Consider the following 26,385-nt stretch of genomic DNA (forward strand, 5'->3'; position numbering starts at 1 on the left):
AATAAGGCAACCTGGGCCGCTACCCTGTGTTGGACCCTCCACCCCCTGCCCGGCTCGCTCCCTCTTGGGGGTCAGGGTCAGCACAGGACAAAAGACCGTCCTGCCCGGCTCCGGCCAGATACTGCTACAAAAGAGGAAGGCGAAGCCCTCGTCTGGCGCGTTAAGTAACGGCGCAGGCCCGTTATGATATACTGGCTGTAGTGTAAGGAATCAGTGAAAGGAATCAGCGCAGATCAATCAATGGCTCCCCTAAGCTAGCCAGGGAAATTGGAAAGGAAAGTCGCTTCTCTATGGATAGTCAACAGGGTCTGCAGTTGCCACCGGACTTTTTCTATCATCGCCTGCCCAATGGCTTAGAGATGATCGGGCAGTATATGCCCAGCCTGCGGTCAGTGACCTTTGGCTTTCAGCTCGATGCTGCCGTGATTCACGAGCCAGATGATAAGAGCGGACTGGCCCACCTGTTCGAGTATATGCTATTTCAGGGAACGAAGGAGAAGGATGCTCGCACGCTGAATGAGGCCTTCGAATCGCTGGGAGCGCGCAAGGGAACGAGCACGACGCTGGAGACAACGCAGGTCTGGGCCCAGATTGTCAATACCAAACTGGATGCTACGCTGGACCTCTTCCACGAAGTGCTGCTGATGCCGACCTTCCCGCGCGACGAGTTAGAGCAGATGCGCAATATTATCCTGCAAGAGATTCGGCGCCGCGACGACGAGCCGATGAGCCGCATCTTTGATCTGGCCCGCTCACACTTCTACGCCGGCAGCGCCCTCGGACGCCTCGTCTACGGAACAGCGGAGAGCGTGCGCGCTCTCCAGCAGGAGGACCTGCTCGCCTTCTGGCAGGAGCGCTACCGCCCGAATAATGCCCTGCTCTCGATTGCCGGCAACTTTGACTGGGAGCACGTTGTGACCAAGGTCGAGCAGCTCTTTAGCGACTGGCAGGGGGTGGCCAGCCCCTCGCCAGAACAGTCTCCGCACCCCTCGAACACCATTGTCCTGGAACACCAGGAGGGCAAACAGGAGCATCTGGGACTGATGGTGCCTTTCCCGAATTATACCCATCCCGACTACTACGCGGCCCAAATCATCGGCGAAGCCCTCGGCGGCAATATGGCCTCGCGCCTCTTTGTCGAAGTACGCGAAAAGCGCGGCCTGGTCTATAGTGTCTCGGCGGGTCTGAGTAGCAACAAGGCTATTGGGTCCTTGCGCGTCTACGCCGGTACCACCCCCGAGCAGGGACACGAGTGTCTGGCGGTCATCTTGAACGAGCTGCGGCGCCTGCGCGAGGAGGGCCTGACCGAGGACGAGCTGGAGCGCGCCCGCGTGCAGCTCAAGAGCGAGCACATTATGCGCAGCGAGGGGTCGGGCGCGCGCATGAGCGCTAACGCGCGCTCGTGGTGGTATGAGCGCCGCCTGCGTACGCCCCACGAAGTCAAGGAGGCTATCGACGCCGTGACCGCCGAGCAGATCATGCGCGTACTCCAGGAATTCTCACCATTAGAGCCGCTGACGGTGGCCGCCATCGGACCACTAAGCCGCGCAGAGCTGGTCGATGACCTGCTGCCGTTTTCCTGAGCTGTGGTCAACGATGTGGCGGCACTACCGCCGTCTTGACTTTCGTTGCCCTTCAGCGTACAATTTGATATGTCCATATGGATATATGGCTGGAAGCAAACCCTGGCTACCCTTGGGGAAGAGCCAGCCGCGGCCTTGCCATTTGCTTGCCTGACTGCTTGCTCGTGCTGCTCGCCGGCTGTATGAGCAAGCAGGCTCTGGCGGCGAGGGGCATAAGGGCCTGGTGAGGGAAGGGGGGTAGGGAGGGAGCGGGCAGAAGGTGAGGCGCAACGAGGGGGCCGGGAGTGGTTTCGTTCCAGGAGCAAGGAGCAACAGCTATGGTCGCACCAGCCTTGCAGAGCGAAGAAGCTCTTTTGAATCGCATCCGCAGGCAGCAGCTCATCGAAGCGGTGGAGCACATGAGTCCGCTCTATCTAGAAGGGATCAAGCGCATCCTGACGGTCTCCGCCGACACCGAGCTAATCAGTGCCCCTGCCTATTATCATGCTGCCGTCCATGCCCCCACCTTGAACGCCTTTGGCTCAGCCGTGGCCATCATCCAAGACGAGCTAGGGCACGCGCACATTGCCTATCGTCTGCTGCGCGACCTCGGTGTTGACACCGAGCAGCTCATTTTTGAGCGTGACCCGCGCCAATTCAAGTACCCCTATGCCTTTGATGTGCCGCTGGATAACTGGGTAGAGCTTATTGTTGCCAATGCCTTCTATGATCGGGCTGGCTATGTACTGCTCAGCGACGTCTATCACAGCACCACCTTTGGGCCGTGGAAGCGGGCCCTGGTGAAGGTTGACAAGGAGGAGACCTTTCATCTGCGTCATGGCGAGCAGTGGATGCGGCGTCTCAATGCCACACTGGAAGGTCACGAGCAACTGCAGAAGGCCGTCGACTGGATGTTCCTGCTGACCGTCGAGTGGTTTGGCTTGCCCGATGACCTGAAGAAGCACAGCGAGCAGCTGGAGTATGGTTTCAAAGGGCACACCAACGACGAGCTGCGCCAGATCTGGATGTCGACGGCGGTCCCGCTCTGCGAAGAGCTACAGCTGAAGGTGCCTGCGCACTACGACCCAGAGCAGCAGAAATACGTCCTGGACTGCCCCTTCCCGGCCCATTTCGACGCCAAAGCCAAGCGCTGGCTCTTGGAGGAAGGCCCGTGCAGCTGGGACGACGTCCTCAAGCGCTGGAAGGCGCGTGGTCCGGCCAACGAGGAGTTTGTCGCGCTGATTCAGCGTGGCAAGCGCGAGATGCTGCGTCTTTTGGAGCAGGAGTAAGAGCCATGACGGCGGTCTATCCATCGCTGCGTACGCATCCTGCCGATGATCCCAGCTGTCCGGCGCTCTGGGATGCCCTGCGCGAGGTGACCGATCCTGAGATCCCGATTAGCGTCGTCGACATGGGGCTAATCGTCGACTTGAAGCAGCGCGACGGCGTGGTCAATGTAAAGCTGACCTTCACGGCTCTGGGCTGTCCCGCTATGGACTTCATTATGGATGATATTCGGGAGCGCCTCCTGCGTGAGCCGGGGGTGCGCTCCGTGCGCATCGAAGTGGTCTGGGACCCCGTGTGGAGCAAGGAGCGCCTGAGTGAGGAAGGCATCGAGCTGATGCGTACCTGGGGGATCTCGGCATGAAGAGCATGAGCAGCGATCCACAAGCCCCAGCTGGTGCTGGGGCGGAGGCTGGCCTCGGCACGGACCGGCCTCGACGTGAAGCCCTCAATGAGCGGCGCGTGTGGCATGTCTATGCGCGGCGCAAGTACGATGAGCCGCTGCACGAGATCGGCAATGTGGTGGCCGACGATGTGGAGCTGGCTCGGGTCTATGCGCGCAGCATCTACGACGAGTTCAGCTGGATCGAAATGGTGTTGGTGCCGCGCGATTGTATTGTGACCGTGATTGCTCCCTGACTTGCCTGGACTGCCTGGATGACTGAGATGCGGCCTCCTCGTTCCCGGGTGGCAGACAGGTGTCACTCTGGGCAGGTTTGGGATAACTCTGAAAGGGGCAGAGAGGACTGGCGAGCCGCGGCTGCGCCCTGCCCGAGACGGCTGTGGCCTTCCTCCCTCCTCTGCTTGCTGCAAGGTAAAGTGAGCGTGGTGCTATGACAGGTACTGCTGCTGCACGCATTGATAACGCGGCGCTCTTTGCGGTCCTGGCCTCGCTGGCGGACAATAAGCAGGCAATGGGACGGCGCTATGCCTACTGGGCCAATGGGGCGCCCGCCCTGGAGGCGGCGGTGGCCGCCGCCGCCATGACTCAGGATGAGATTGGCCACGCGCGCACGCTCTATCCGCTGCTGGAAGATTTCGCCCAGGCGGCCACTGACCCGCGTCAGGTGGCCCCGGAGACACGGACGCTGCGCTACCATCTAGCCTTTCTCGATCGCGAGTTCGCCGGTTGGTCCGATTTTGTTGCCACGAATTTCCTGCTAGATGGAGCGCTGACGACCTTTTTCGAGGCTGCCCAGCACTCGGCCTACGAGCCGTTGCGACAGCGTGCCCGCAAAATTGTGCAAGAGGAGCAGGTCCATCGCGCGCATGCCGAGGGGTGGGTACGACGTCTGGCCAGGGCCGGAGGTGCGGTGCGCCAGGCGCTGGTCTCCTCGCTGCAACGCCTGTGGGAGGAAACGCTCTGCTGGTTCGGTCCCGATGATGATCCAGTGATGGGTCAGCTCTACCGCGACGGCTTCATTGATGCCCCGCCAGCGGAGCTGCGCAGTCGCTACCTCCAGCATGTGATACCACTCCTGGAGGGCCTCGCCATCGAGATGCCTGCCCGTTTCGATCCCGAGAGCAAGCGCTGGCTGCCGAAGCAGGCTCTCCCCTGGGAGCGCTGGGAGGCCGACAGCCGCCGCCTGCGTCCCGCCAGCTATCAGGCGCCAGGGCAGGCCCTGGCAGGGGGGGAGGATCAACCATGAGCGAGGAGGGCGCTTCTGCCTGGGCCAAAGCGGGGGAGCACTCGCCCTTGAGGGAACGAGCACGCTGTCCCTTCTGCGGCTCGACGGAGACCGAGCTGTTCTCTCTCTTCGGCCAGCAGCTACTGACAGCGCAATATTACTGTAACAGGTGTCATACACCATTTGAGTACATCAAAGGCGATGAAGTCCTTGAAGATGCGAAGGCGAAGCTGACTTCGCCTGAAGAGTAGAAAGGAAGAACAGCGATGACGACGACGACAGAGCGCGAGCGGACGCTGGTGAACTATAGTGTGAGCGATGGAGTTGCCATTATCGAGCTGACGAATCCTCCGGCCAACACCTACAGCTATGAGATGATGCGCCAGCTCGATGAGGCGATCCTGCAGGCGCGCTTTGATGAGAACGTGCATGTGCTGGTCTTACGCGGGGCGGGCGAGCGCTTCTTCTGCGCTGGCGCGGATATCAGCATGCTCAATTCGGTCTCGCCGACCTATAAGTACTATTTCTGCCTCCATGCCAATGAGACCCTGCTACGGCTGGAGCAGACGCCCAAGCTCGTGATCGCGGCCCTCAACGGCCATACCGTCGGCGGTGGCCTGGAGATCGCTCTGGCCTGCGATATTCGCATTGCGCGGCGCAACGCGGGCAAGATCGGCCTGCCAGAGGTCTCGCTCGGTGTCCTGCCCGGGACCGGCGGAACACAGCGTCTGGCGCGGGCCTTGCCGAAAAACAAGGCCATCGAGCTGATGAGCGAGGGCAAGCTGATCAGCTTTGAAGAAGCTCAGGAGCTTGGCCTGGTCAATTATATCTATGAGTCCGAAAACTACTGGGAGCAGGTCATAGCCTATGCCCGGCGCTTCTGCCCACCTAACAGCGCCTCGCGCACCGTTGGCCGCATCAAGCGAGCCGTGCAGTCAGGTGCAGAGGTAGCGCTGGCCGAGGGTCTGGCGCTAGAGAGGGAGCTGCAGCAGCTCTGTTTCCAGAGTGAGGATGCTAAGGAGGGCCTGGCTGCCTACATCGAGAAGCGCCAGGAGAGACATTTCACGGGACGCTGAGCAGGCCGGTTCTCCAACCGTATCACCAAAGCAGACAACCTGTTCGCTCTCAACACTGTAGCTCAGCGATGCTATCGGATCTACCCATTTCCGGGAGGAGCACGGCAGCAGCAGCGCGGCCTCGCTCTGAATGCCTGCTTGCTCTGCTGTGGAAGTCGTGCTCTTCCTGGCTCTCCTGCTTTACGTCTTCGCTGCTGAGATGCTACAATATTCCTCAGCTCCGGCTCAGCGTCTTCTTTTTCAGCAGGATGCCGGCAGGGAAAGGCTATGGCGGAGATCCATCTACGCGAGCGCGATGGCGTGCTCTGGCTCATTCTCGATCGCCCTCCGCTCAATATTTTGACGATTGCCACGCTCGATGAGATCACGCGTGCCCTGCGGGTTGCTGCGCAGAAGCCGCCGCGCCTGCTGGTGATCACGGGGGCAGGTGAGCGAGCATTTAGTGCGGGAGTAGACATACGCGATCATCTCGACGGGCGTGAGCGAGAGATGTTGCGTGCTGTCTATGATAATTGTGCGGCTTTTGAGCAGCTACGGAGCCAGGGCATTCCGACGGTCGCCCTGGTCCAGGGCTATGCCCTTGGCGGCGGTTGCGAGCTAGCGGCCCTCTGCGATACAGTCATTGCGCGCGAGGACGCAGTCTTTGGCTTACCCGAAGTGACCCTGGGGGTCTTCCCGCCGGTGGCTGCCGCTTACTTCCCCTCTCTCATCGGTTATCAAGCCGCTATGCGTCTCATCCTGACCGGCGAAACCCTTAAGGCGAGCGAGGCTTTCCGCCTTGGTCTGGTGCACCAGGTATTACCTGCCCGGCGCTTCCTGAGCGAAGCTGAGGAATTACTAGTGATGCTGGCCACGCTAAGTCAGCACCATCCACGCTCATAGGAGCCGCCGCTTGCTCCTGTTCGGCAGCGGGCTGGCCTCTATCTCTCTGTACGCCTGGTTCCCACTGAAGTAGCTTGAAGGGGGCGCGTGATCCATAGCGGGGCGGGGTGCTCTCTTCCCGGCTCTGGTCGGGGGAACTTTCTCGCCACTTTCAACGTTTTTCCCATGAAGGCAGCAGCTTTTTATGGGATTGCCCTCGTGAGCTGAGCAATGGATCAATTGTTGGGCGTAAGGAGATCGTCTATGCGTCATAGTAAGGTTTTTGGTATTCGTTGCAAGTCATGGTGGTTTGTCATTGTTCCAGCCTTAGTGGCGCTACTGATGGGACTGAGTGCCTGTGGCACTAACTCCACAACGACTGGTGCGGGCGGTCAGCCGACTTCCTCACCGACGAAGAGTGTTTCCACGCCCACCGCTACGACTGTCAAGGGGTATGGCACCAGTCATGGCTGTCCCAGCGACGTGGTAGTCAATGCGCCGTTGCCAGCCCAGGCAGTGATAGTGAAGAGCGCGCAGAACGGGCAGACAATTACGGTGCGCCAAGGAGCTGTAGTCGTCTTTGAGCTGCCTTTTGGCCAGCGTTGGGAGACGCCAGCTGGCTCTCAAGGAGTGTTGGAGCTGCAGCAGCCGGCAGGGTATGCCTCCCAGCAGACTCACGCCTGCATCTGGCGCTATGTAGCCCAGGGCAGTGGGCAGAGCGAGGTCGTCTTTTCGGCTCGCCCACTCTGTCAACCGCATCAACTCTGCCCGCAATATGTTCTGCGTCTCTCTTTCACCATTGCGGTCCAGTAAGCCAGGAGCAGAGGTGAAATCCTGCTGGCGCCAGCGGAGCTGGACACTGCAATGTATTCGCTGGCCTGCTTGTTGAGAGGGCAGGGCTAGCTGACTGGAGCAGACTGGCCCGGCCTGCACTGTGCTCATCGCACGGAAAAAAGGGTCAGGACAGGAAAGGAACCTCAGCAGTCCTCTGCCGCCTGCTCGGCTCCCGACTTGCCAGCGGCTGCAGGTGGTGGCTGCTCTGCATCAGCGTCGGGTTCGGCGGATAGCTGATAATCGCGTAAAGAGGGCAGCCGGAGCAGAAGCCAGCGCATGCTGAGACCCTGGACGAGCAAAGTGAAGAGCACGACGGCTCCGGTGGAGGCCAGGATGAGCGGGCGCTGCGGCAGCGTCAACGGCAGTGCCAGGGCCAGAGCGAGCGAAAGCGCGCCGCGCAATCCTCCCCAGAAGATCACCAGTTGCCAGGCGAAAGGCAAGCGGCCCTCGCGTCCGGCAATGGTCAGCCAGGAGCGGGCAGTCAGCAGCAGAACGAGCAACAGGCGCGCCAGCAGTACCACGCCGATGGCAAAGGCCGCGCTCAGCAGACTGGTCAGGGTTCCCCCGGGCAGTGGTGGCAGGGCGAGCGGATTCAGCTGGACGCCGATCAGCAGGAAGAGCAGAGCGTTGGCGATGAAGGCCACAACACTCCAGAAAGTGTCGACCGCAGCGCGAGTGGTGGCAGACATCCCAATGCGTCGGCCATAATTCCCGAGGAGCAGACCGACCACGATCACCGTGATGATGGCCGAGAGATGGAGGCGATCCGCCAGCAGGTAGAGGCCATAGGCGGCGAGGATCGTGAGGCCGATCTCACTCAAGGCGTCGTCGATGTGGCGTAGCAGCTGGCAGAGCAACCAGCCGCCGAAAAGACCCAAGATGGTGGCGCCTCCCCCTTCTAACAGGAAGAGCAGCAATCCCATCAGGGGCAAAGGCAGGCCCGTGGTGGGCTGGGCGGACTCTGCGGAGAATGCCAGCAGGACGACAGCCAGAAAAACCTGGTAGAGTGCGCCGGCCACGCCGTCATTAAAAAGGCTTTCGCCCTCAATGATCACCGCCAGGCGCTCATCGAGATGGAGCTGGCGAAAGAGGCTCAGCACGGCCACCGGATCGGTGGGCGACAGAATGGCTGCCAGCAGAAAAGCAATCAACCAGTCAAGTCCTTCCAGCCAGTGGAGCAGGGCGGCGGTCAGACAGAGCGAGAGAAGCAGCCCCGGGCCGGCGAGAAAGAAAATGCTGCGCCACTCGCTCTTGAGCAACCGCCAATTCAGCGACCAGGCCCCTTCGAAAAGCAAGGCGGGCAAAAAGACAAAGAGCACCAACTCAGGGTCAAGTCGCAGCGGAGGGAGAAGATGGAATGTGCTTAAGAGCAGCCCGACGATCACCAGGCCCAGGGTATAGGGAACGGCGATCCGGCGTGTGACCAGGATGGTCGCCAGAGCAACGAGCAAGAAAAGGATAAGGTAGCTCTCCACCAGCGGGATCGGCATACGAAGCGGCCTCCTTTCTTCAGATTACGGGCACATATGCGAGTCTTGAAGCGTCTCTGGCTCGCTCCGCACCAGCCTGCTTCTCGCTCCGAAGCGAGAGCAGGGCCGCCTCTTCTTCTCCTCTCATGGGCCATGCCCGACTGAGTTTGATCCGCTTACCTCGACCGGCGGAGGGGTGGCATGCGCGGAGACAGAAGCAAGGGGCAGCGCCGGGGAGGCTGATCCTGCGCTGAGCGGAACGAGCAAAACGGCACGACAAAGAAAAGAGGAGTGCCGGGGCCGACCAGACTTCCCGGCACTCCTCAGTCTATGAGTCTATGAGTGAGAAAACAACGTATGCTTTCGCTGCTTGTGCATTTTAGTATAGGGGAGGATAGCCGGTGCTGGCAAGAGGGCGCTCCGGCTTGGGACGGGCATGAAATCGAGAGCAACCCGCTCTCTCCTGCCGGGCCAGGACATGAAAGCAGATGGGAAGGGGAGGCAACAATTTTCACAAAGACCTCCGATCCGCTTGTCAGTGAGGACCTCCTCTTCTATAATGAAGGCGGCAATTATTGATCTTTAAGGAATTATCCTATGGACGTTGAGGGAGCATACACACTCCAGGCAACTCCTGAAGAAGTATGGAAATGCCTGATGGATCAACAGATTCTCCGCCAGGCCTTGCCGGAGGTAGAGCACCTGGAGGCTCTGGGCGAGAATCGCTATGCCATCAGGCTTGCTGTCAGGCATGCCCCGCTGCGAGGCAGTTACGAAGGGCTAGTTACCATCTCTGATCAAGAGTATCCTCACTGCTATCGCATTACCGTCGAAGGCGAGAGCCGCCACGGTCCAGTACGGGGAGAGGGTTGGGTGCGTCTACTGCGGCGTGAGCATAATACCATCGTCTCCTACCAGGGGGTTTTGAACGTTGGGCGGGCTGGTCTCTTGCCCGCACCCATGTTACGCGGCACAACCAAGATGCTCATTCAGCAGTTCTTTCTGGGCCTGGCGGATCAACTGCGCGCGATGCGCCCGCCTGAGATCGCCGAGGCCTCGGAAGGAACGGCCCAGCCAGACCAGGTGAGTGCTCAGCGTCAAGAGAGGGCATGGCTGCCAGAGACGATCAGGGCCAGTGAGTCAGGTCTGCCAGCAGGGGGCAGAACGCTGCTCCATAGCCTGGTGCGCCGTCTGCACCTTGGTGGCGGCGATCCGCAAGCGGAAGAGCGCTGGGTGCAAGCGATCCGCCGTACGGCCATGCTGGCGGTCCTGCTTTTGCTTGTTTGGGTAGGAACCAGGCTACCACGGCGATTGCTGGCTTGAAGATACGTCAGGTTCTCTCTGATCCTGGTACCAGTTCAGGTCAGGTGCAAGAGGCGAGGGAACGAGGGAAAGACGGCTCTCTTTGCCTGTCTTCGCGCTCCCTGGCCTGGCGGTGCCTTGTCCTTTGGCTTCCTGTCCACTCGACAGGCGTGATCGGGGCGGGAAACCTCCACTAGCGCACAACGAACGCCGGACAAGGGGAGGAATATGCCTCCTTCTCCTTGCTCACCGTCTTGTTCAGGTGCTTATCTGCTCGTCAGCTGCTTCTTTGCTCTATTCAACGCGGCCCAAAGAGCACGCGTCCCTGTCCGCCTCCATTGAGGAGTGAGGCGGTTCGGTTGTCGGTCCCGCTGCCTTGCTGCTCCTGAGCTGTCCTGAAAGCGATCTGCCTGTCTGAGGGGCGTAGCTCCTCGCTGCTTCAGCTGAGGAGGTGGCCCTGCCCTACTGGTGATGGCTGAGATAGGTGCGCACGCACAGCGTGAAGAGCAGATAGCCTGCGTAGAAAGCGACCAGGTACTGAAAGAGGTCGAAGACGCCCGCGAAGGGGCTATCCCAGACGATGTAGCCGCTGGCGGTTGCCGCGCGGGCGTAATCGAAGAGCGCGCGCACCAGGGGCGTGGCTATCAGGAGAGCGATCGCCGCCCACTGCCAGGAACGGCGCTGCCAGAGTAGCCAGATCGCCAGATAGCCGATGCCCCCGTAGATAAAAATGTCAGGGATATAGAAAGGCAGAGGCAAATGGAGCACCAGGCCAGGAAGCGTATAATGCCACAGATGGAGATAGTAGGCCAGGAGATCGGCCAGCATATTAAGCACTGCCATGACAAGGCCGCCGAGCAGCGCCGCCAGCGTTGGCACGCGCCCGGGCCGGGTGAAGAGCAGCACGGCCAGATAGACCACCAGGATAAAGGGCACATCCAGCACAAGATAGGCTACCAGATCCATCAAGGGGAAAAGACCTCCCAACGCTGAGTCAGTTGTAATATTATGGTAAAAATTTTGCCACTCTGCCAGCCGGCGTTACCTGCGGGCGCCCTTGTAGCCGCAGCCGCGGGGCAGCGCTGGCAAGGAAGGGAGCCTTCCCATGCATATCGTACCCCTGCGTATGGCGCTAGCGCAGATCAATGTCACGGTCGGCGACCTGGACGGTAACGCCGAGAAAATCTGGACGGCCATGCGTGAGGCCCATCAAGCTGGCGCGCACATCGTCTGTACACCGGAGCTGGCGCTCACTGGCTATCCGCCCGAGGATCTGCTGCTCAAACCGGGCTTCGTCTCTGCAAACCTGCGTCGCCTGCAGTGGCTCATCGAACGCAGCCAGGAGCTACCCGGTTTGATCGCGATCATCGGCTATGTTGATCGTGACGAAGACATCTACAACGCCGCCGCGGTCGTCGGTGGTGGACACCTCTATGGCACCTACCATAAACACTATCTACCGAACTATGGCGTCTTCGACGAATATCGCTACTTCCAGGCCGGACGGACAGCCCCCCTCTTCCTGATCAATGGCGTCCATGTTGGCATTACGATCTGCGAGGATATCTGGTATCCGGCTGGCCCTTTGACCCTGCAGGCCCATGCCGGAGCCGAGGTGATTATCAATATCAATGGCTCGCCCTATCATGCTGGCAAGCGCCATTTCCGTGAGCAGATGCTGGCAACGCGAGCCGCTGACAACGGCCTGATCGTGGCCTATCTGAATCTCGTCGGCGGGCAGGATGAGCTCGTCTTTGACGGTGGCAGTATGGTTTTCAACGAGCAGGGACGGCTGATCGCTCGGGCCAAGCAGTTTGAAGAGGATCTCCTGGTGGTTGATCTCGACGTTGCCTCCGTTTTCCGCTCGCGGCTGCACGATCCTCGCCGGCGCCAGGAGCGACTGGAGCTGCACCCTGAAGCAGTGCCCATGATTGTCGTCTCTGCCGAGAGCACGTCCCCGCCGACGCTGGACGGGCGCCCGCTGCTGGGTAGCAGCCAGCGTATCGAACCAGCACTAGAGCGGCTGGCAGAAATCTATGCGGCCCTCGTCTTAGGCACGCGCGACTATGTGCGCAAGACCGGGTTCAGCAAAGCGATCGTAGGACTCTCGGGCGGCATCGACTCCTCTCTGACGGCAGTCATTGCCGCCGATGCTCTGGGAGCCGAGAACGTCCTCGGCGTTTCCATGCCATCCGCTTACTCCTCCGAAGGGAGCAAGACGGATGCCCAGCAGCTGGCGGAGAATCTGGGCATCCAGCTGATCACCGTCCCCATTGAAGAGATCTTCCGCATCTCGCTGCGCGTCATGGCGCCGGCTCTGGGCGAAGGCGATCACGGCCTGGCCGCCGAAAATCTGCAGGCGCGCATCCGGGGAAACATTCTGATGACCATCTCTAACAAGCTGGGGCCGATCGTCCTCACTACGGGCAACAAATCGGAGATGGCCACTGGTTACAGCACCCTATACGGCGACATGGCCGGCGGTTTTGCCGTGCTCAAGGACGTGCCCAAGACCCTGGTCTACGAGCTGAGTCGCTACCGCAACTCACTGGGTGAGCGTCCGATCATTCCGCAGGCTGTTCTGGAGAAAGCCCCCTCAGCCGAGCTACGTCCAGGGCAGAAGGATACCGATAGTCTGCCGCCTTACGAGCTGCTCGACCCGGTTTTGCAAGCGTATGCCGAGGAGGATCGCAGCTTCGAAGAGATGGTCGCGATGGGCTTCGATCCGGCCCTGGTCGAGCGCGTCATGCGGCTTGTCGATCGGAGTGAGTACAAGCGCCGCCAGGCTCCGCCGGGAGTAAAGATAACGCCGCGCGCTTTTGGGCGTGATCGGCGCCTGCCCATTACCAACCGCTACCGCGACCGGCCCGAGGGCTACTGACGAGCCAATTTTTCCTAGCCGGCCCTTGCTTCTTGCTCTTCCGCGACGCGGAGCACTCCGTACCTGACTGGTAGCCAGCCAGCCAGCCAGGTGCAGCGACCAGAGAGCAGCCGCAGAAAAAGCTCAGGAGAGCGTTCTTCCTATAGAGGTTTGCTGATCTGGTATACTTAAAACTACCAACCGGTGCTTTGATCGTCCCAGTGAGTAGCGCAAGGGCCGGGCTGCAGGAGGGGCCGCGGCTGACGAGGTGGGGGCTGTTCGGACTAATCAGCGGGGAGCCCCCAGGGGAGATCACTTCCCTGTGAAGAGAGCGCACAAAACTGGCTGGCAACGGCCAGGACAAAACGCTCTCAGTGATATAGCTGGAACAGGGCTATTCCGGGCGAAGGAGAGCGCCGTCCAGGCACCGGGGACGGCCTCTCTTTGCAGTCAGGAGCAAACCTGTTCTCTCTATACCACATCACAGACGGAAAGGATACCCTGCCTCATGTGCGGGATTATTGGCTACGTCGGTGCTGCTGGCACCGATGTTACTTCCATTTTGCTTGACGGGCTCCGTCGACTTGAATATCGGGGCTATGACTCTACCGGCATCGCTGTATTGACTGCCAGTGGTGAATTGCAGGTCTGTCGCCGTGCAGGTAAGCTTGCCAATCTAGCGGCAGCGGTCGAGAACGGGGCCCGTCCGGCTCCCGGTTCCCTGGGAATCGGCCATACCCGCTGGGCCACCCACGGGCGTCCCAGCGATACCAATGCCCACCCGCATGCCGACTGCGACGGGCTCATCACCGTGGTGCATAACGGCATTATCGAGAACTATGCCGAGCTGCGCCAGCGCCTGGAACAGGAAGGGCATTCCTTCCGCTCGGAGACCGATACCGAAGTGCTGGCTCATCTTGTTGAGCGTGCCTATCGCGGCGAAGCGCAGGGTGATCTGCTGGAGGCGGTACGTCTGGCGCTGCAGCCTGTGCGTGGCTCCTACGCCATTGCCGTCCTCTGTCGCGAGCAGCCCCAGCTCCTGGTTGGGGCGCGCTACAACGGCCCCTTTCTGGTAGTGGGACTGGGCGAGCGCGAGCACTTTCTGGCTTCCGATATCGCTGCCTTCCTCAAGTATACGCGGCGGGTCGTCATCATTGATGAAGGGGAACTGGTGGCCCTGCGGCCCGAGGGCCTCACCATTCAGCGTCTGGATGGGACCTTTGTCGAACGGGCCCCGACCACCGTCGAGTGGGATGCCGAAGCCGCTGAGAAGGGGGGCTACCCTCACTTCATGCTCAAAGAGATTTACGAGCAGCCAGAGGCTTTCACGCGCTCGCTGCTAGGGCGCGTGCGCGCTGGTCAGCTCTACCTGCCCGAGTTGGAAGCCCTCCAGCGCTCCGGGGCATTGGAGAAGGTCAGGCGCGTAGTCATTGTGGCCTGTGGCACCTCCTATCATGCGGGCCTGGTAGGTAAATATGTCATCGAGCGCTGGGCACGCCTGCCCGTCGAAGTGATCACGGCGGGCGAGTTCCGCTACGCTGATCCCCTGGTTGGACCGGAGACTCTTTGTATCGTTGTCACCCAATCGGGTGAGACCGCCGACGTGCTCGTCAGCGCGCGTCAGGCGCGAGAGCAAGGGGCGCCGGTTGTGGCCATTACTAACGTTGTGGCCAGTGCTGTGACGCGGCTGGCCGACGCCGTGCTCTATATTCAGGCGGGGCCGGAGATCTGCGTGGTGGCCACCAAGACCTTCATTGCCACCCTGGCCCAGCTCTACCTGCTTGGTCTCTTCCTTGGCCTTCAGCAAGGCACCCTCCGTCCCGAACGGGCCAGCGAGGTCTTGCAGGCCCTGGAGCAGCTGCCGGTCCAAATTCAGCGGATTCTCGACCGTGCGGCGGCGGCAGATGATCCTATTGCGCCATTAGCGCGTGAACTGGCCCCGCTTCATAGCGTCATGTTCATCGGGCGCGGCGTGGGCTACCCGACGGCTCTGGAGGGGGCCCTCAAGCTCAAAGAGGTTTCCTACATCCACGCTGAGGGCTTCCCCGCTGGCGAACTCAAGCATGGCTCTATTGCCCTGCTTGATCCTGAGACGCCGCTGGTGGCCATTGCCACGGCCTCGCACGTTTACGAAAAGGTCGTCAGCAATATGCAGCAGGTCCGCGCGCGCGACGCCCAAGTGATCGCGGTAGCCACCGAGGGAGACGAAGCCATTCGCGAGCATGCTGACGTCGTACTCTACGTGCCGCCCACACTGGAGGAGCTGAGCCCAGTGCTGGCGGCGGTTCCCCTCCAGCTCCTGGCCTATCATGCGGCAGTCGCTCGTGGCTGTAACGTCGATCAGCCGCGCAACCTGGCCAAGTCGGTGACCGTGGAGTAGAGAGGAGAAGAGAAGAAGGCCGGCGCTGCGAGCGCTGGTCGACTGTGGTAAGCGAGCAAGAAGGGTCCGCTTCCTTTTGATGGAGGCGGACCCTGTTCGTTGCGAGGTGGTTGCAGTCGGAGGATTGTGAAGGAAGAAGTGTCGCAGAGTGAGTTAAGGGACACAGAGTCTGCGCAGCAGAGCAGTGGAGAGTGTCAGCTGCTCGGCTCGGGCAAGGCGATGGCCGTCCGTAGCGCATCCACTGGCTGGTCAGATGCCCATAATGCGATAGATGTAGTTCTGGGTTTCGGCTGGCATACAGCTCAGCCAGGCGCCGCCGCAGGCGTTGAGGGCGTTTTGCAAGTTGCCGGAGCCGGCGTTATAGGCGGCCAGAGCTTTGGCGTAGTCGCCACCGTAGCTACGGGCGTAGCTGGCCATCAGGCGAGCGGCTCCACGCAGGGCCTCAACTGGATTCCAGGGATCGATGCCCAGGCCAGCGGCGGTACTGGGCAGGAACTGGGCAATGCCCACGGCGCCCGCGGGTGAAACCGCATTGGGGTTGAAGCCGCTCTCAGTATTGATCTGGCGCACAAAGTAGACAGGCGAGATACCGGCGTCGAGGGCTGCCTGTTGGGCGATGGGGACGTAGGGACTGTTCGGGATGGCCATGAAAGGCAGATTGGCCGGGTTGAAGTTGAAGAGGGGGGTGCCCCCGCCCCCGCCGCCGCCATTGTTGGCATCCGTTGGCTGCTGATGGGCGGCAATCTGCCAGGCCGTTTGCTGATTCTGAATCCATTCCCTGATCCCGCCGAGAAGAGGAACGGCGTTGCCACCGGCTAGCGGTGAGAGCGTGAGCATTGTCACCAGAATCGCCATGACCAGCACTGTGAGAATAACACCCTGGCGCTGGCGGACGCTCAGCCGCCGCGGATTCAGCGGTTCCTGTGCCGGCTGCCGGGGACGCTCGGCGGGAATGACCACCATACGCCGTGGCTGCTCCAGCGTCGCTTGCAGAGCGGCGAAGAGGTCGGCCAGATTGCCTGTGGTCTGAGGCTGACGCGGTAGCTCGGCAAGCTGATCGGTTGTCCTCAAACCTTCCGCCAGGGCCGCCGTTGACGGCGGTTGGGGGAGCGAGGCGGGCAGAGGAGCGGGCGGTACTGCCGGCTCAGGCTCCGAGCCTGGAGAAATAGCCAGGTATTGATCGGTCGTCGGCGTCAGTTGCCTCCGCAGCGGCTCCGTCGTGAAAGGTGCGGTGGCACCAGAAGTACCAGGCTGCTCATGAGCGGGCAGACGACCGGATGCGGTGGGGAGCGGACCGGTCGCCGGCCAGGAAAACGACCTCAAGGGGGCAAACTGGCGATGGACCTGCTCACCGGGCGTGGCCGTGGTCTGCGGTCGGAAAGATGCCTCTACTCCTGAAATTGAACCTGCTAAGTGCACTCCTTGGGCCTGCTCGCCCGCCGACTCGGGTCCTCCGACATCCTGAAACGGCGGGAACGGGCGAAACTGCGGCATATTTGGTTAACCTCGCTGCTCTGCTGACGTTTTACCTGGTTGTGAGTCTACCTGCATAGACCAATGTGTGTCAATTTAGCCAGGCGCAGGAGCAGCGCAAATTAGTACCAAACTCCCAAGCACCGGCCCCAGTCTTAACCCGGCACTCGATCTGATCCAAATGAAGTTACTACCTCAGATCTCATCTGCTGGCCAGAAGCACGAGCGGCTTAACTGGCTGACAGCCGGGCAGCCGCCTCGCTGACGCTGGCGCCCAGCAGCTCGCTGGCCTGCCAGGCGCTGAGGCTCGTGTGCAGCGCTGCGAGAATAGCCTGTTGGGTCGGCGTGGTCGCCTGGAGCGAAGTGCCTGGCCGCTGGCTGGAGAAGCCCAGGTAGAGCAGCGTCCGTGCCAGGCTGAGGGCCTCGTAGTAATTGGCACTGGCCAGGGCCTCTAAGAGCACAGGCAGAGCGAATTGCAGGCGTCGGCGCGGCAGCAGACGCAGCAGCGCACTGCTGTCAGCAACGACACTGTTGCGCGCCCAGGGCAGGGCATCGTAGTCGTCGGCGACGGTCTGGGGACTGGCAATCGACCGGACAAGCAGACGGACAGCTCGCTGAGGAGCCTCGGCGCGCAGCAGGCGCGTTAAGGCACTGGCGGCCCCCAGACGAACAATGGGCGCCTCATGGGCCTTGAGCAGAGCTAGCAAGCGGACACGCACGATCGGCTGATCGCCAACGAGCTGGGCCAGGGCCAAAGCCAGCGCCGCTCGTAGACGAGGCTCCTTTTCCTCTTCCAGGCGGCGCAGAAGGATGGGCTGCAGTTTTCTCGCCTCCTCGGGAAGCCAGGAAATCAGATAGAGGCTGTGCAAGCGCAGCTGCGGCTCACTGGCCTCCACCAGCTCCAGATAAAGAGGCAGACCCTTTAACAAAGGGCTGCGCGGACCCTCCGGCTCGCTGCTCACGACACCTGACGTGACTGGCCAGTCGCGCGCCAGCTCAGCCAGCAGGAGCACGAGCGCGGCCCGCTCGGGCAGCTCTGGCTGATGCAGCAAGCTCAGCAAGGCTGTCGCGATGGTGGCCTTGTCTTCTCCCGACCAATCGCTCTTAAAAAGCCGATAGAGGGTGGCACTGCGGTGCGTCAGGTCGTCCTGGCTCAGTTGCTGGACCAGGGAAAGTGGCGCAGAGCTGGCCCCGCCTTCAGTTGGTGTTGTCTTCTCGCTCTTCATGATGGGCTCATGCCTTCGCAGGACGGACGGTGAAACGGCTGGGGAGCTGCCTGCCCCCTGCCAGTCACTGACAGGGCGTGCAGACCCCGCACTACTCGAACATATTTTCAGGGTCTTTCTCCCTATTTCTCACGCCGCCCGCAGAAAACGGAGAGTGGATAAAGAGCGAGAAAGCTTCCAAGGGCATAGGGATGCTACTATCGAGAGACAGTGACGATGGCGGGGCAGTCGATCACTCTGGGTCGATGATAAAGGCCGAGGTCAGCGTCGGCTGGACGATTAATTGACGATAGATCTCTCCCATGCGCTCAGGAGCATATGGCATATCGTGTTCGATCCACCACTGAATGAGGGCAATGGAGGAAGCGACCAGGTGGTGGGCCGCAATTTCTGCCGGTACCGGGCTATCTGGACGCGGCTTGTTCTGGCGCAGGACGTTTTCGCTGCCACGCTGAATGACGTGCTGGACCAGCGAGGCCGGCCCACGACTGCCTAACAACACCCGCACTACTGCGCTGTGATCCGCAACATAGCGAAAGATGAGCTGGCCGACCGTCGCTGGATCACGGCCCGGCTGCTGCCCGAGCAGCAGCTCCAGTAGTTCGTTAATGACCACGTCGGCCAAATCACGTAATAGCTCGTCTTTATCGCGATAATGACGGAAAAAGGTAGCGTAGCCGATATCTGCGCGCTCGGTGATATCGCGAATGGTGACGGCATCGTAGCCTTTCTCGGCAATCAAAGCCAGCAGTGCCTGTGCCAGCAAGTTCTGCGTGCGCTTCACGCGCCGATCCCGGACGTGCATGGCTCGGATGTGCGCCTCCCCCAGCAAAAAGAACTGCTCGCCGCGCCCTATCGGCAAACGGCAGAGCTTTTCCTCCGTACCGTGCTATTATAGCACGTCCAGCTAGAAGGCGCGCCCAGCTCTCTCCAGCAAGCCTGCCCGCCGCTCCCTTTGCGAAGATTTGATATTATGAATATATTATGATATACTATATATCATAAAGGCTGCAAGCCAGGAGGGTCCGACCTGAAGAAGGGAGGGCCCAGAGATGAGGGGAGTGACCAACAATGGAGAGCAGGATCATAGCGCCGGCCCGAGGGTCAGAGCCAACCGGGCAGAGCGAGCGGCGGCTCTGGGGAGGGGAGCAAAAGACAGCCCGTTGTTTAGAGCGAGCGGAGCCAGCGATCGAGCCTGACCAGGCGGGAGTCTGGCACGTCCGGGCCTTCAGAGAGGCTCGAGCCATCCTGCGCAGCAGTGCCGTGCGTCAGGCCGGTTTTAAAGCTGAAGTGCTGGCGCGGCTGCCCCGTCTCATGCGTCTACCGCTGCTCTACAGCGAAGGTCAGGAGCACCAGCAGCAGAGGAGACAGACGGCCCGTTTTTTCGCGCCGCGCGTCGTCAACGAGCAATACCGGAAGCTCATGGAGGCTGTGAGCGAGCAATTGATTGAGAAGCTGAGGCGGCGGAAGAAGATTGACCTGAGCCGGCTCACGCTGGAGATGGCCGTGCGTATTGCTGCCGAAGTAGTAGGGCTAACCGACAGTTGGCTCCCGGGCATGGCGAGCCGACTGGAAGCCTTCTTTCGCTATCCCATTCAGCGCCTCGGTCCTGACCCGCGGACCTGGCTCAATTTTCTGGGTCTGCAGTGGGCGGTTCTACGCTTCTACTGGCTAGATGTGCGTCCGGCGATTCGGGCGCGTCGCCGGCAGCCGCGTCAGGACGTCATCTCGCACCTGTTGGCCCAGGGCTATAGCGCGCGTGAGATTCTGACCGAATGTGTCACCTATGGTGCTGCTGGCATGATCACCACGCGCGAATTCATCGGCGTTGCCGCCTGGCATCTGCTAGAGCAGCCCGCGCTGCGCCAGCGTTTTTTACAGGCTCCAGAGGAGGAGCGCCTTGCCCTGCTGGAGGAAGTGCTTCGCCTGGAGCCGGTAGTGGGTCACCTCTATCGTCGTACCAGTCGGGAGCTAGTTCTTGCCGGCCCCGCCGAGGAGCAACTGCGCATTCCGGCGGGGGCCATGATTGACCTGCACATCTATGCCATCAACGGCGACGAGCGGGTTGTAGGAGAGCAACCGCGGCGGCTCGGTCCAGGGCGAACCTTACACGAAGAGCGCGTTCCGTCCTCGCTTATGGGCTTTGGCGATGGCGCGCACCGCTGTCCCGGGGCGCCCATCGCCTTGCAGGAAAGCGACATCTTTCTGCGGCGTCTGTTGGCGCTACCGGGACTGCGCCTTGAGCGTCCACCGCGGCTGCGCTGGAACGAGCTAATCTGTGGCTACGAGCTGCGCGACCTCATTGTCTCGCTCGACGAGAGCGGCTCTCGGCTTCAGGAAGCAAGCCCAGCATCGGGGGTGATCACACCCAGCGGCACCGCGGAGCCTTAAGCCTTCTGCAGCACGTAGCCAGCCTCCAACAAGGCTCTGCCCTGTTCCTGGCCCGGTGCGCCAGCGGGGCGTGTGCGCGTGCTGCGTGTGGTGGTGGCCCGGGCCAGGCGAGCGCGCAGGCGCTCCTGGCGGGCCACCGTTGTCGGCAAATACGGTTCCATCGCCCTGATCGCATTCAAATAGACCTGCTGCTGCTCACGAATCACGCCGTCTGGTCCCAGCTCCCACCACTCGCGGGGCGTAAAGTAGGCCGAGACCTCCGCCTCGGGGCCGCTGCGTCCGAACCACTGGATCAGATGCAGATTATCGGACTGGGCCAGCCAGATAGCCAGATCGAGCAGTGCTGGATTCTCCGTCAGACGTGCCATGCCATAGACCTGGCCCATCAACTGAAAAATCGTCTGCTGGGCGCTGTTGCCAAGGAAAAACTCCATACCGCCGCTCCCGGCCCAGGTTGTCGGATAGACTGGCAAAGGCAGATGATAGGCGTGCTGCTGGAAGCGGGCGATCAGCTCGCTAGGCGTGCGTGTTTGCACGCCACGGCGCGCCAGCTCGGCGGGCAGGGCACGCATAAACTCGAAGATGCCGCTATCGACGCGGTGGTGTTCACCGAAGGTCTCGTAGTCCCACCCGAGGAGCAGGAAATCGCCCCAGGTATGGGCCAGCCAGTCGGCGTAGCGATCGGCGTAGAGCGGGTAGCCCGACCACGAGCGATTAGAGAAGCGATAGCCCACATCGTCGCTCAGGTCGAGGTGACGCGCCAGCAGATAGGGGCCGCGTTCGCGATCGCCGACGACAGCATTGCGGCTACGATGGTTACCGGTACTGCGCCGGCCTGGGAGTGTCGGAGGGCGATAGGCCTGCGGCGGTAGCGCGTAGGGCAGCTCCTCGGTATAGTGGTAGAGATGGGTACTCTCGCGCCAGCCCAGCACCCAGGGGCGGCCATCCATCAAGGCCCCCCGGAAGCCAGCCAGGTCCAGCGCATGATAAATCGTCTCCGACATACACATCTCGGTCGTGTCGGTCACCTGCGGGCGCTTCCCAAAGATGCGCTCGATCTCATCGGCCATCCATTGCATGCGAGCAATAAAAGCCGGCAGATCGAGCAAGAACAGGAAGCTGTGGTACGGTTCCACGCCGATAATCTCTACGTTCTCATGCGCTACCAGCTCGCGGAAGAGGTCCAGCAGGGCAGGGTCCCAGGCCTCGGCCTGGCGCAGAAACGAGAGCGAGAAGCCGATCGAGAAATGGAGGCCCTGGCGCACCAGGTCCAGGAACATGCGCGTTGCCGGGTAGTAACAATAGGTGGCCACCTTACGAAAGTAGCGCTCGTTCATCCGCTCGTCGAAGAGGCAGCGCCCTATATCCTCGATCGAAGCGCCCCGCGGAATCGGCTGCGCGGGCAGCTTGAGGCGACGTGGCTGATGCACCACGGTATAAATGGCAAGCTCAGCAACCATAACCCGAACCCCTACTTCAGCACGATGTTCTGTTTTCGTGCCAGAAACTCCAGCTTACTGATGAGGTTTTCGATGACCTGATCCCAGAGGAATTGCTCAGCCGTGCGGAAGCCTGCGCAGCGGATGCGCTCCTGCTCCTCGGGGTGGCGGCCCAGATGGAGCAGGTAGCCGACAATCTCATCGGGATCATCGGTCTCGGTCACAATAGCGTTCTCAAAGGAGATAGCGTAGTCCTCGCCGGTGCAGCCGGTAACGGCGATGCCGCGGGCAGCCATGACCTCCAGCGCTACCAGACCGAATGGCTCGTGACCGCTATTGGCGAGGGTGGCGTCGGCGGCGTGATAGATGCTGCGCACGAACTCCTCGGGCAAGAAGAAGCGGAGGTTGTAGATGTCGGCAGGGCCGGCGTTGGCCACCGCCTCGATGCATTGCTCCAGCGTAGGGCGCTGGGCGATAACATCGCGGATGACCAGCCCACGATGATAGGCATGACTGAGAACCTCAGCCCCATGTGGCTCGATACCGCCACGGACAAAGAGGGTCACAGGGTGGCCGCTGTGCTTGAGACGGGCCACGGCCTCAATGGCCATCATCCAGCGCTTGTCAGGATCGAAGCGCCCAATCTTGAACAGGAAAAGACGCCGCGGATCACCCTGGCGTGCGATCTCTCGCAGACGAGTGGCGATGGCCGGATCGACTGGGGTCAGGTGGCGGGCCGGGATGCCGTTGGGAATCACCAGCGGGTTAACGCCCAGCTCCCACATCTTGTGCTTCATATACTTGCTGACCGTGCAGAGGGTGGTCACATAGCTCAGACGGCCCCAGTTAATGCGGTGCAGCGACATCAGACTGTTGAGGTTCCAGAGCATCAGGACGCGCTGGCGGATGCCAAACCAGTGGAGCAGGTCGGAGATGCGACACATCACCTCAGCGGTATGCCAGTCTTCACCCATGATCACCACAAGCTTCCCTTGTTCGACTGCCGGGCGCGCGATTTCCTCGTAGATGTGCTGGGGAACGCTCTCATTATAGTCGTAGAGCTTCTGCTCCTCACCATCATAAACGCCGTTGGGATAGTATTTGCTGACCCACTGCGACCAGCGCTTCAGGATCAGGCGACCCTCGACGCGGTGCTCCACTGGGGGCTTGTAGGGGTCACCGATGAAGATGAGGTGCGTAGTGTAGCCCTGAGTGGCCAGGGCCTCGCTCAGCTCGGTGACCCGTGTGCCCAGGCCGCCGGCGGTCGAGTAGACGTCTGGCCCCTCGAAGCATAGCAGCACAAAGAGTGTGTTCTCTGGCGAGATAGCTCCCTCTAATTCAATCATAGCTGGTCTGTCCTTATTGTGTTCTATTCTAATAAGAAGAAGGACTGGACTGGACTGGATTGCACCTTTGGCTTCCCGTTACCTCGCTGAGAGGCTGGCGTGCTGGCCGGCCAGGGCCAACCACAGGCGCAGTAAAGACCAGCGCGATCAGTCAATCGATCGGTCGGTTGGGTGCCTGACGATTGGCGCCACTGGTGCTGCTGCGGCGATAGGTATTGCTCTCAGTTCCTCTCTACGCTAAGCGGCCAGCTCCGTTGGCCAGCCGACCTGTGGGCGGTGAGCAGAGCAGCGACTGCCGCTGCTGCCGACCTGGCCCGCAGCGTAGGGCCAGGGAACGAGCACGAGAAGCCCCTGATCTTCCGTTGCGATCCCGTGCGTGGTCGGGCGCGATAAGCGGCTTTGCATCGGTACGCCTGGCGCATGTGCACGTCTCTCCACGCCGTGCACGTGGGCTGGCGTGCATGTATGAATCATCTATGAGTGGGATGACTGCGGCTGTGTGTCGTCGACACTCCTTCCTTGGGCTGTCGTTGCTGATCCGTCAGAGGGAGAGGCAAGGCTCTCCTCGGGTTGCACCACTGTCTACCCTGGCTGTGGGCCGCTGGGAAGAGACGGCGTCTTTGCTCAAGCTTGCCTTGCGTCTGGCCTAGAAGCGGGCAGTGCTGGAAACATCGCCTCTGCTCATGTCTAGTATACCATCTCCTCTGCAACAGCAATCGGCCAATTCCCTTGTGGCCGTAGCCCTCTCCCCTGGACGCTGGCAATGGCTCTGAGAAGAAGCGCTTTAGCTCTGGCCTGGTGCTGACGTCCTTTCTTATAGAGAGGCACAACTCACTCGGCTCTGGATAGTGCTTCACTTATGGTGAATGACCATTTCTGCTTTTCATGGAGGAAGTCTATACAGAAGAGCGGATGTCAGCTTTTGCGCCTTTCTGAGGGATGATACGCGAAGAGTCGTCACGGCTTAGGAGAGCGAAGAAATGATGCGTGTGAAAGAAGGCTCTGATGAGAGTGAACTTGAGCCTGGGACGCGGCTTGGCAACTATGACCTGATCCGTCAGCTTGGCGAAGGGGGGATGGCGCGCGTCTACCTGGCGCGTCAGATCTACATCGAGCGTCTGGTTGCCATCAAGGTGCTGCGTCTGCGGGCCTCGGGCCAGGAAGCTGAAGAGCTACGGCGTGAAGCCCGCCTCCTGGCCAGGTTGCCGGCTCATCCTCACATTGTGCAGATCTACGAGTTTGGCTTTGCTGGTCCTGTGCCCTATCTGGTGATGGAGTATGCTCCCTACGGCAGCATGCGCAGCTACTGTGGAGGGGAGGCCTGTCTCTTGCCGTGGGAGGCCTGTCACTATCTGCGGCAAGCGGCGGCGGCTCTGCAGACCGTGCATCATTATGGGCTGGTGCATCAGGATGTCAAGCCCGACAACCTGTTGCTGGTCAAGCCGAACCATCTCCTGCTGAGCGATTTTGGCATCGCGGCCTCCTTACGTCTGGCGCGTCTGAGGGCGACCCAGACGCTGGTGGGCACTGCGGCCTACATGGCGCCAGAGCAGTTTGAGGGGCGGCCCTGCATAGCCAGCGATCAGTATGCTCTGGCGGTGGTCCTCTACGAGTGGCTCTGCGGGACGCCGCCCCTGGTCGGCTCGTTTATCGAGCTACAGCGGCTTCACCGGTGTCGGGTGGCGCTGCCATCGCCGCGGGAGCATGTGCCCACGCTGCCGCCGGCCATTGAGCCGGTGCTGGCGCGGGCACTGGCGCGCGAGCCGCGAAGGCGCTATCCCAGCGTCTGGGCCTTTGCCAGGGCCTGTGAGGAGGCCTTGCTGGGAGGAAGAAGATGACTGTGGCGGCCACAGGCGTAAGGTCGCGGCTGTGCCTGGTCTGGGGACGGGAACAGCTCGCTAGCCAGAGCCGGGCCGAGGCGTGCAGGTCCCGTCGGTCTGGCCAGTCCAGGAAGAAGAAGCAAGGCCCAGGCGCCGTTAGCTGTGGATGTGGGCGAAAAGATCGTTTTCGCCTGGCAAGTCGGGGCCGACGCGCGTGGCGGCGAGCTGGTAGCACTCGTACCCTCGCCAGCGCCGCTGGATCTCCTGGGGGATGCGGGCCATGATGCCTACGGTTCCCAGCTGTGTCCGATGGCAGGCCCAGGCGCGATCTTTCTGATCCAGGACAGAGGTTACGTCGAGAGCGACGCTGATCTGCTCATCGGGAATGCCGAGCTGATCGAGGTCGCTGCCGCGCAGAGCGGTGCCCTCCAGGGAAAGATCTTGTTCTTTGAGCCATTCGGCCAGGGCCTGGATGCCGCTCCGCGGGAAGCCGGTATAGTAGAGCTTCGAGACGGCGTGCGCCGGCCCAAGCTCGGGATATTGGGCCTCGTCGGCGGCGGCGTAGAAGGCGCCGGTGGTGTAGCGGTAGATGGCGATATGGTCGGGATGGCCGTAGCCGCCGGTTTCGTCGAAGGTCACCATGACCTGGGGGCGGAAGGCACGAATGATGGCGACCAGCTTGCCAATGACGTCGGCAGGAGGAGCCTGGATGAAGGCCCGCGGGTCGTTGTTATCGGGCGTGCCTGCCATCCCTGAGTCGCGGTAGTCAAGAAACCAGAGGTGCCGAATGCCGAGGACGTCGGCGGCGGCGCGCAGCTCTTGTTCGCGCACCTGGCCGAGGTTCTCGGGCGTGGCCAGAACAGGATCGGCAATTTCTCCGACTTCGCCCCGCGTAGCACAGACCAGGCCAGTCTCAACTCCTGCCTGACCGTAAAGGATGAAGGCCCCGCTCATGCTGCCTTCATCATCGGGGTGAGCGAAGACGCCCAGCAGTCGCCGTGTTGCCATGTCTATCTATCCCCTTTGTACGAGCTAGCTGCGTGGAACCTGCTCTACTCTAGCACTGCCATCGCCCGCTGTCAATTGCAGGCGGCAGGCCGCTACCTGGTCGGCTGTAATCCTTTTTCTCCTATCCCTAAAGGTTAGAGGAGGAGATTGCAATAATACTCTATCTTTTCGGAGAAAAATGTGGTACACTGAACGGGGTAAGGGCTGGCGGCTATAGCTGCCTGTCGTTAAGCTAGCCGATGGTTGCCTGGTCCCGGTTCTGCGGTGGCAGGGAAGCGCAGACCGCGAGGCGGCAGGTTGTGGCCAGCTCGCTTGCTCGTTGGCTGGCTGGCTAGTCTGGTAGGCGAGCCTATTCCTCTTGCGTGCTGTCTACTTTAGCTACCTGTCTGCTGTTTAAGGCGAGCTGACTTTGTGCAAGGAGAGAGA

Annotated in this window: 22 protein-coding genes; 14 read left to right on the plus strand and 8 right to left on the minus strand. The window is 61.2% G+C overall.

From position 1 onward, the window contains the following. Window positions 1-290 precede the first annotated feature (290 nt). The 9 genes from N688_RS01335 to N688_RS01375 all read left to right on the plus strand — a co-directional run bounded on the left by N688_RS01335 (window position 291) and on the right by N688_RS01375 (window position 7,224). Window positions 291-1,583, plus strand: coding sequence for a M16 family metallopeptidase (locus tag N688_RS01335; protein ID WP_052887603.1), 1,293 nt, complete (start codon window positions 291-293; stop codon window positions 1,581-1,583). Window positions 1,584-1,900: 317 nt separating this feature from the next. Continuing rightward, the gene (locus N688_RS01340; protein ID WP_052887604.1) at window positions 1,901-2,851 is read left to right on the plus strand and encodes a Phenylacetic acid catabolic protein; all 951 of its coding nucleotides are present in this window, start codon (window positions 1,901-1,903) and stop codon (window positions 2,849-2,851) included. Window positions 2,852-2,856: 5 nt separating this feature from the next. Then, a complete protein-coding gene (locus tag N688_RS01345; RefSeq protein WP_081838394.1) occupies window positions 2,857-3,210 on the plus strand; it encodes a metal-sulfur cluster assembly factor in 354 nt (117 codons plus the stop codon). Then, entirely contained in the window at window positions 3,207-3,485 is a 279-nt protein-coding gene (locus tag N688_RS01350; RefSeq protein ID WP_052887605.1) for a hypothetical protein, read from the plus strand. The genes N688_RS01345 and N688_RS01350 overlap by 4 nt, the downstream gene beginning before the upstream one ends. A 194-nt stretch (window positions 3,486-3,679) precedes the next feature. Next, the gene (locus tag N688_RS01355; RefSeq protein WP_052887606.1) at window positions 3,680-4,495 is read left to right on the plus strand and encodes a Phenylacetic acid catabolic protein; all 816 of its coding nucleotides are present in this window, start codon (window positions 3,680-3,682) and stop codon (window positions 4,493-4,495) included. Further along, window positions 4,492-4,725 (plus strand): PaaD-like zinc ribbon domain-containing protein, encoded by a 234-nt coding sequence (locus tag N688_RS01360; protein WP_202901815.1) that lies wholly within the window; start codon window positions 4,492-4,494, stop codon window positions 4,723-4,725. The genes N688_RS01355 and N688_RS01360 overlap by 4 nt, the downstream gene beginning before the upstream one ends. Before the next feature lie 15 nt (window positions 4,726-4,740). Continuing rightward, window positions 4,741-5,550, plus strand: a complete 810-nt coding sequence (locus N688_RS01365) for an enoyl-CoA hydratase/isomerase family protein (RefSeq protein WP_052887607.1) — start codon at window positions 4,741-4,743, stop codon at window positions 5,548-5,550. A 267-nt stretch (window positions 5,551-5,817) separates the two neighbouring features. Beyond that, window positions 5,818-6,432 (plus strand): enoyl-CoA hydratase/isomerase family protein, encoded by a 615-nt coding sequence (locus tag N688_RS01370; protein WP_052887608.1) that lies wholly within the window; start codon window positions 5,818-5,820, stop codon window positions 6,430-6,432. 243 nt (window positions 6,433-6,675) lie between these two features. Continuing rightward, the gene (locus N688_RS01375) at window positions 6,676-7,224 is read left to right on the plus strand and encodes a hypothetical protein (RefSeq protein WP_052887609.1); all 549 of its coding nucleotides are present in this window, start codon (window positions 6,676-6,678) and stop codon (window positions 7,222-7,224) included. A 164-nt stretch (window positions 7,225-7,388) separates the two neighbouring features. Here N688_RS01375 and N688_RS01380 read toward each other — a convergent pair whose 3' ends face one another. Beyond that, window positions 7,389-8,735: a cation:proton antiporter gene (locus N688_RS01380; RefSeq protein WP_052887610.1), complete on the minus strand. Its 1,347-nt coding sequence runs from the start codon at window positions 8,733-8,735 to the stop codon at window positions 7,389-7,391. A gap of 576 nt (window positions 8,736-9,311) precedes the next feature. On the opposite strand from N688_RS01380, the gene N688_RS01390 reads away from it, so the two are divergent. Then, window positions 9,312-10,037: an SRPBCC family protein gene (locus N688_RS01390; RefSeq protein ID WP_081838395.1), complete on the plus strand. Its 726-nt coding sequence runs from the start codon at window positions 9,312-9,314 to the stop codon at window positions 10,035-10,037. A gap of 441 nt (window positions 10,038-10,478) precedes the next feature. Here N688_RS01390 and N688_RS01395 read toward each other — a convergent pair whose 3' ends face one another. Further along, the gene (locus N688_RS01395; protein ID WP_156025236.1) at window positions 10,479-10,985 is read right to left on the minus strand and encodes a hypothetical protein; all 507 of its coding nucleotides are present in this window, start codon (window positions 10,983-10,985) and stop codon (window positions 10,479-10,481) included. Between the two features lie 136 nt (window positions 10,986-11,121). Here N688_RS01395 and N688_RS01400 point away from each other — a divergent pair, with 136 nt between their 5' ends. After that, window positions 11,122-12,897 carry an NAD+ synthase gene (locus N688_RS01400; RefSeq protein WP_052887614.1) on the plus strand — a complete coding sequence of 592 codons (1,776 nt, stop codon included), beginning with the start codon at window positions 11,122-11,124 and terminating at the stop codon, window positions 12,895-12,897. Between the two features lie 487 nt (window positions 12,898-13,384). After that, window positions 13,385-15,256 carry a glutamine--fructose-6-phosphate transaminase (isomerizing) gene (glmS, locus tag N688_RS01405; RefSeq protein ID WP_052887615.1) on the plus strand — a complete coding sequence of 624 codons (1,872 nt, stop codon included), beginning with the start codon at window positions 13,385-13,387 and terminating at the stop codon, window positions 15,254-15,256. Between the two features lie 249 nt (window positions 15,257-15,505). Here the strand turns inward: glmS and N688_RS01410 are convergent, their stop codons facing one another. From N688_RS01410 to N688_RS01420, 3 genes are all read right to left on the minus strand, one after another. Next, window positions 15,506-16,750 (minus strand): lytic transglycosylase domain-containing protein, encoded by a 1,245-nt coding sequence (locus N688_RS01410; RefSeq protein WP_052887616.1) that lies wholly within the window; start codon window positions 16,748-16,750, stop codon window positions 15,506-15,508. Between the two features lie 209 nt (window positions 16,751-16,959). Further along, window positions 16,960-17,955 carry a hypothetical protein gene (locus N688_RS01415; RefSeq protein ID WP_052887617.1) on the minus strand — a complete coding sequence of 332 codons (996 nt, stop codon included), beginning with the start codon at window positions 17,953-17,955 and terminating at the stop codon, window positions 16,960-16,962. A gap of 232 nt (window positions 17,956-18,187) precedes the next feature. Then, window positions 18,188-18,817, minus strand: a complete 630-nt coding sequence (locus tag N688_RS01420; protein WP_052887618.1) for a TetR/AcrR family transcriptional regulator — start codon at window positions 18,815-18,817, stop codon at window positions 18,188-18,190. A gap of 209 nt (window positions 18,818-19,026) precedes the next feature. Between N688_RS01420 and N688_RS01425 the strand changes: the two genes are divergently transcribed. Further along, window positions 19,027-20,346: a cytochrome P450 gene (locus N688_RS01425; protein ID WP_081838396.1), complete on the plus strand. Its 1,320-nt coding sequence runs from the start codon at window positions 19,027-19,029 to the stop codon at window positions 20,344-20,346. Here N688_RS01425 and N688_RS01430 read toward each other — a convergent pair. Together N688_RS01430 and N688_RS01435 are read right to left on the minus strand one after the other, a co-directional pair. Then, complete coding sequence (locus N688_RS01430) at window positions 20,343-21,806, minus strand: glycoside hydrolase family 57 protein (protein ID WP_052887619.1); 1,464 nt, start codon at window positions 21,804-21,806, stop codon at window positions 20,343-20,345. The two genes, N688_RS01425 and N688_RS01430, sit on opposite strands and share 4 nt — an antisense overlap. Before the next feature lie 11 nt (window positions 21,807-21,817). After that, complete coding sequence (locus N688_RS01435) at window positions 21,818-23,131, minus strand: glycosyltransferase family 4 protein (RefSeq protein ID WP_052887620.1); 1,314 nt, start codon at window positions 23,129-23,131, stop codon at window positions 21,818-21,820. A 980-nt stretch (window positions 23,132-24,111) separates the two neighbouring features. Between N688_RS01435 and N688_RS01440 the strand changes: the two genes are divergently transcribed. Beyond that, window positions 24,112-24,969, plus strand: coding sequence for a serine/threonine-protein kinase (locus N688_RS01440; RefSeq protein WP_052887621.1), 858 nt, complete (start codon window positions 24,112-24,114; stop codon window positions 24,967-24,969). Window positions 24,970-25,107: 138 nt separating this feature from the next. Here the strand turns inward: N688_RS01440 and N688_RS01445 are convergent, their stop codons facing one another. Next, window positions 25,108-25,959, minus strand: a complete 852-nt coding sequence (locus N688_RS01445; protein ID WP_052887622.1) for a PIG-L family deacetylase — start codon at window positions 25,957-25,959, stop codon at window positions 25,108-25,110. Window positions 25,960-26,385: the final 426 nt, after the last annotated feature.

The organism is Thermogemmatispora carboxidivorans (genome assembly GCF_000702505.1).
Lineage (GTDB): Bacteria > Chloroflexota > Ktedonobacteria > Ktedonobacterales > Ktedonobacteraceae > Thermogemmatispora > Thermogemmatispora carboxidivorans.

Bases quoted from the DNA above. Each gene is read 5' to 3' on its own strand.
- N688_RS01335 (WP_052887603.1), top strand. From the start codon at position 291: ATGGATAGTCAACAGGGTCTGCAGTTGCCACCGGACTTTTTCTATCAT.
- N688_RS01340 (WP_052887604.1), top strand. From the start codon at position 1,901: ATGGTCGCACCAGCCTTGCAGAGCGAAGAAGCTCTTTTGAATCGCATC.
- N688_RS01345 (WP_081838394.1), top strand. From the start codon at position 2,857: ATGACGGCGGTCTATCCATCGCTGCGTACGCATCCTGCCGATGATCCC.
- N688_RS01350 (WP_052887605.1), top strand. From the start codon at position 3,207: ATGAAGAGCATGAGCAGCGATCCACAAGCCCCAGCTGGTGCTGGGGCG.
- N688_RS01355 (WP_052887606.1), top strand. From the start codon at position 3,680: ATGACAGGTACTGCTGCTGCACGCATTGATAACGCGGCGCTCTTTGCG.
- N688_RS01360 (WP_202901815.1), top strand. From the start codon at position 4,492: ATGAGCGAGGAGGGCGCTTCTGCCTGGGCCAAAGCGGGGGAGCACTCG.
- N688_RS01365 (WP_052887607.1), top strand. From the start codon at position 4,741: ATGACGACGACGACAGAGCGCGAGCGGACGCTGGTGAACTATAGTGTG.
- N688_RS01370 (WP_052887608.1), top strand. From the start codon at position 5,818: ATGGCGGAGATCCATCTACGCGAGCGCGATGGCGTGCTCTGGCTCATT.
- N688_RS01375 (WP_052887609.1), top strand. From the start codon at position 6,676: ATGCGTCATAGTAAGGTTTTTGGTATTCGTTGCAAGTCATGGTGGTTT.
- N688_RS01380 (WP_052887610.1), bottom strand. From the start codon at position 8,735: ATGCCGATCCCGCTGGTGGAGAGCTACCTTATCCTTTTCTTGCTCGTT.
- N688_RS01390 (WP_081838395.1), top strand. From the start codon at position 9,312: ATGGACGTTGAGGGAGCATACACACTCCAGGCAACTCCTGAAGAAGTA.
- N688_RS01400 (WP_052887614.1), top strand. From the start codon at position 11,122: ATGCATATCGTACCCCTGCGTATGGCGCTAGCGCAGATCAATGTCACG.
- glmS (WP_052887615.1), top strand. From the start codon at position 13,385: ATGTGCGGGATTATTGGCTACGTCGGTGCTGCTGGCACCGATGTTACT.
- N688_RS01410 (WP_052887616.1), bottom strand. From the start codon at position 16,750: ATGCCGCAGTTTCGCCCGTTCCCGCCGTTTCAGGATGTCGGAGGACCC.
- N688_RS01415 (WP_052887617.1), bottom strand. From the start codon at position 17,955: ATGAAGAGCGAGAAGACAACACCAACTGAAGGCGGGGCCAGCTCTGCG.
- N688_RS01425 (WP_081838396.1), top strand. From the start codon at position 19,027: ATGGAGAGCAGGATCATAGCGCCGGCCCGAGGGTCAGAGCCAACCGGG.
- N688_RS01430 (WP_052887619.1), bottom strand. From the start codon at position 21,806: ATGGTTGCTGAGCTTGCCATTTATACCGTGGTGCATCAGCCACGTCGC.
- N688_RS01435 (WP_052887620.1), bottom strand. From the start codon at position 23,131: ATGATTGAATTAGAGGGAGCTATCTCGCCAGAGAACACACTCTTTGTG.
- N688_RS01440 (WP_052887621.1), top strand. From the start codon at position 24,112: ATGATGCGTGTGAAAGAAGGCTCTGATGAGAGTGAACTTGAGCCTGGG.
- N688_RS01445 (WP_052887622.1), bottom strand. From the start codon at position 25,959: ATGGCAACACGGCGACTGCTGGGCGTCTTCGCTCACCCCGATGATGAA.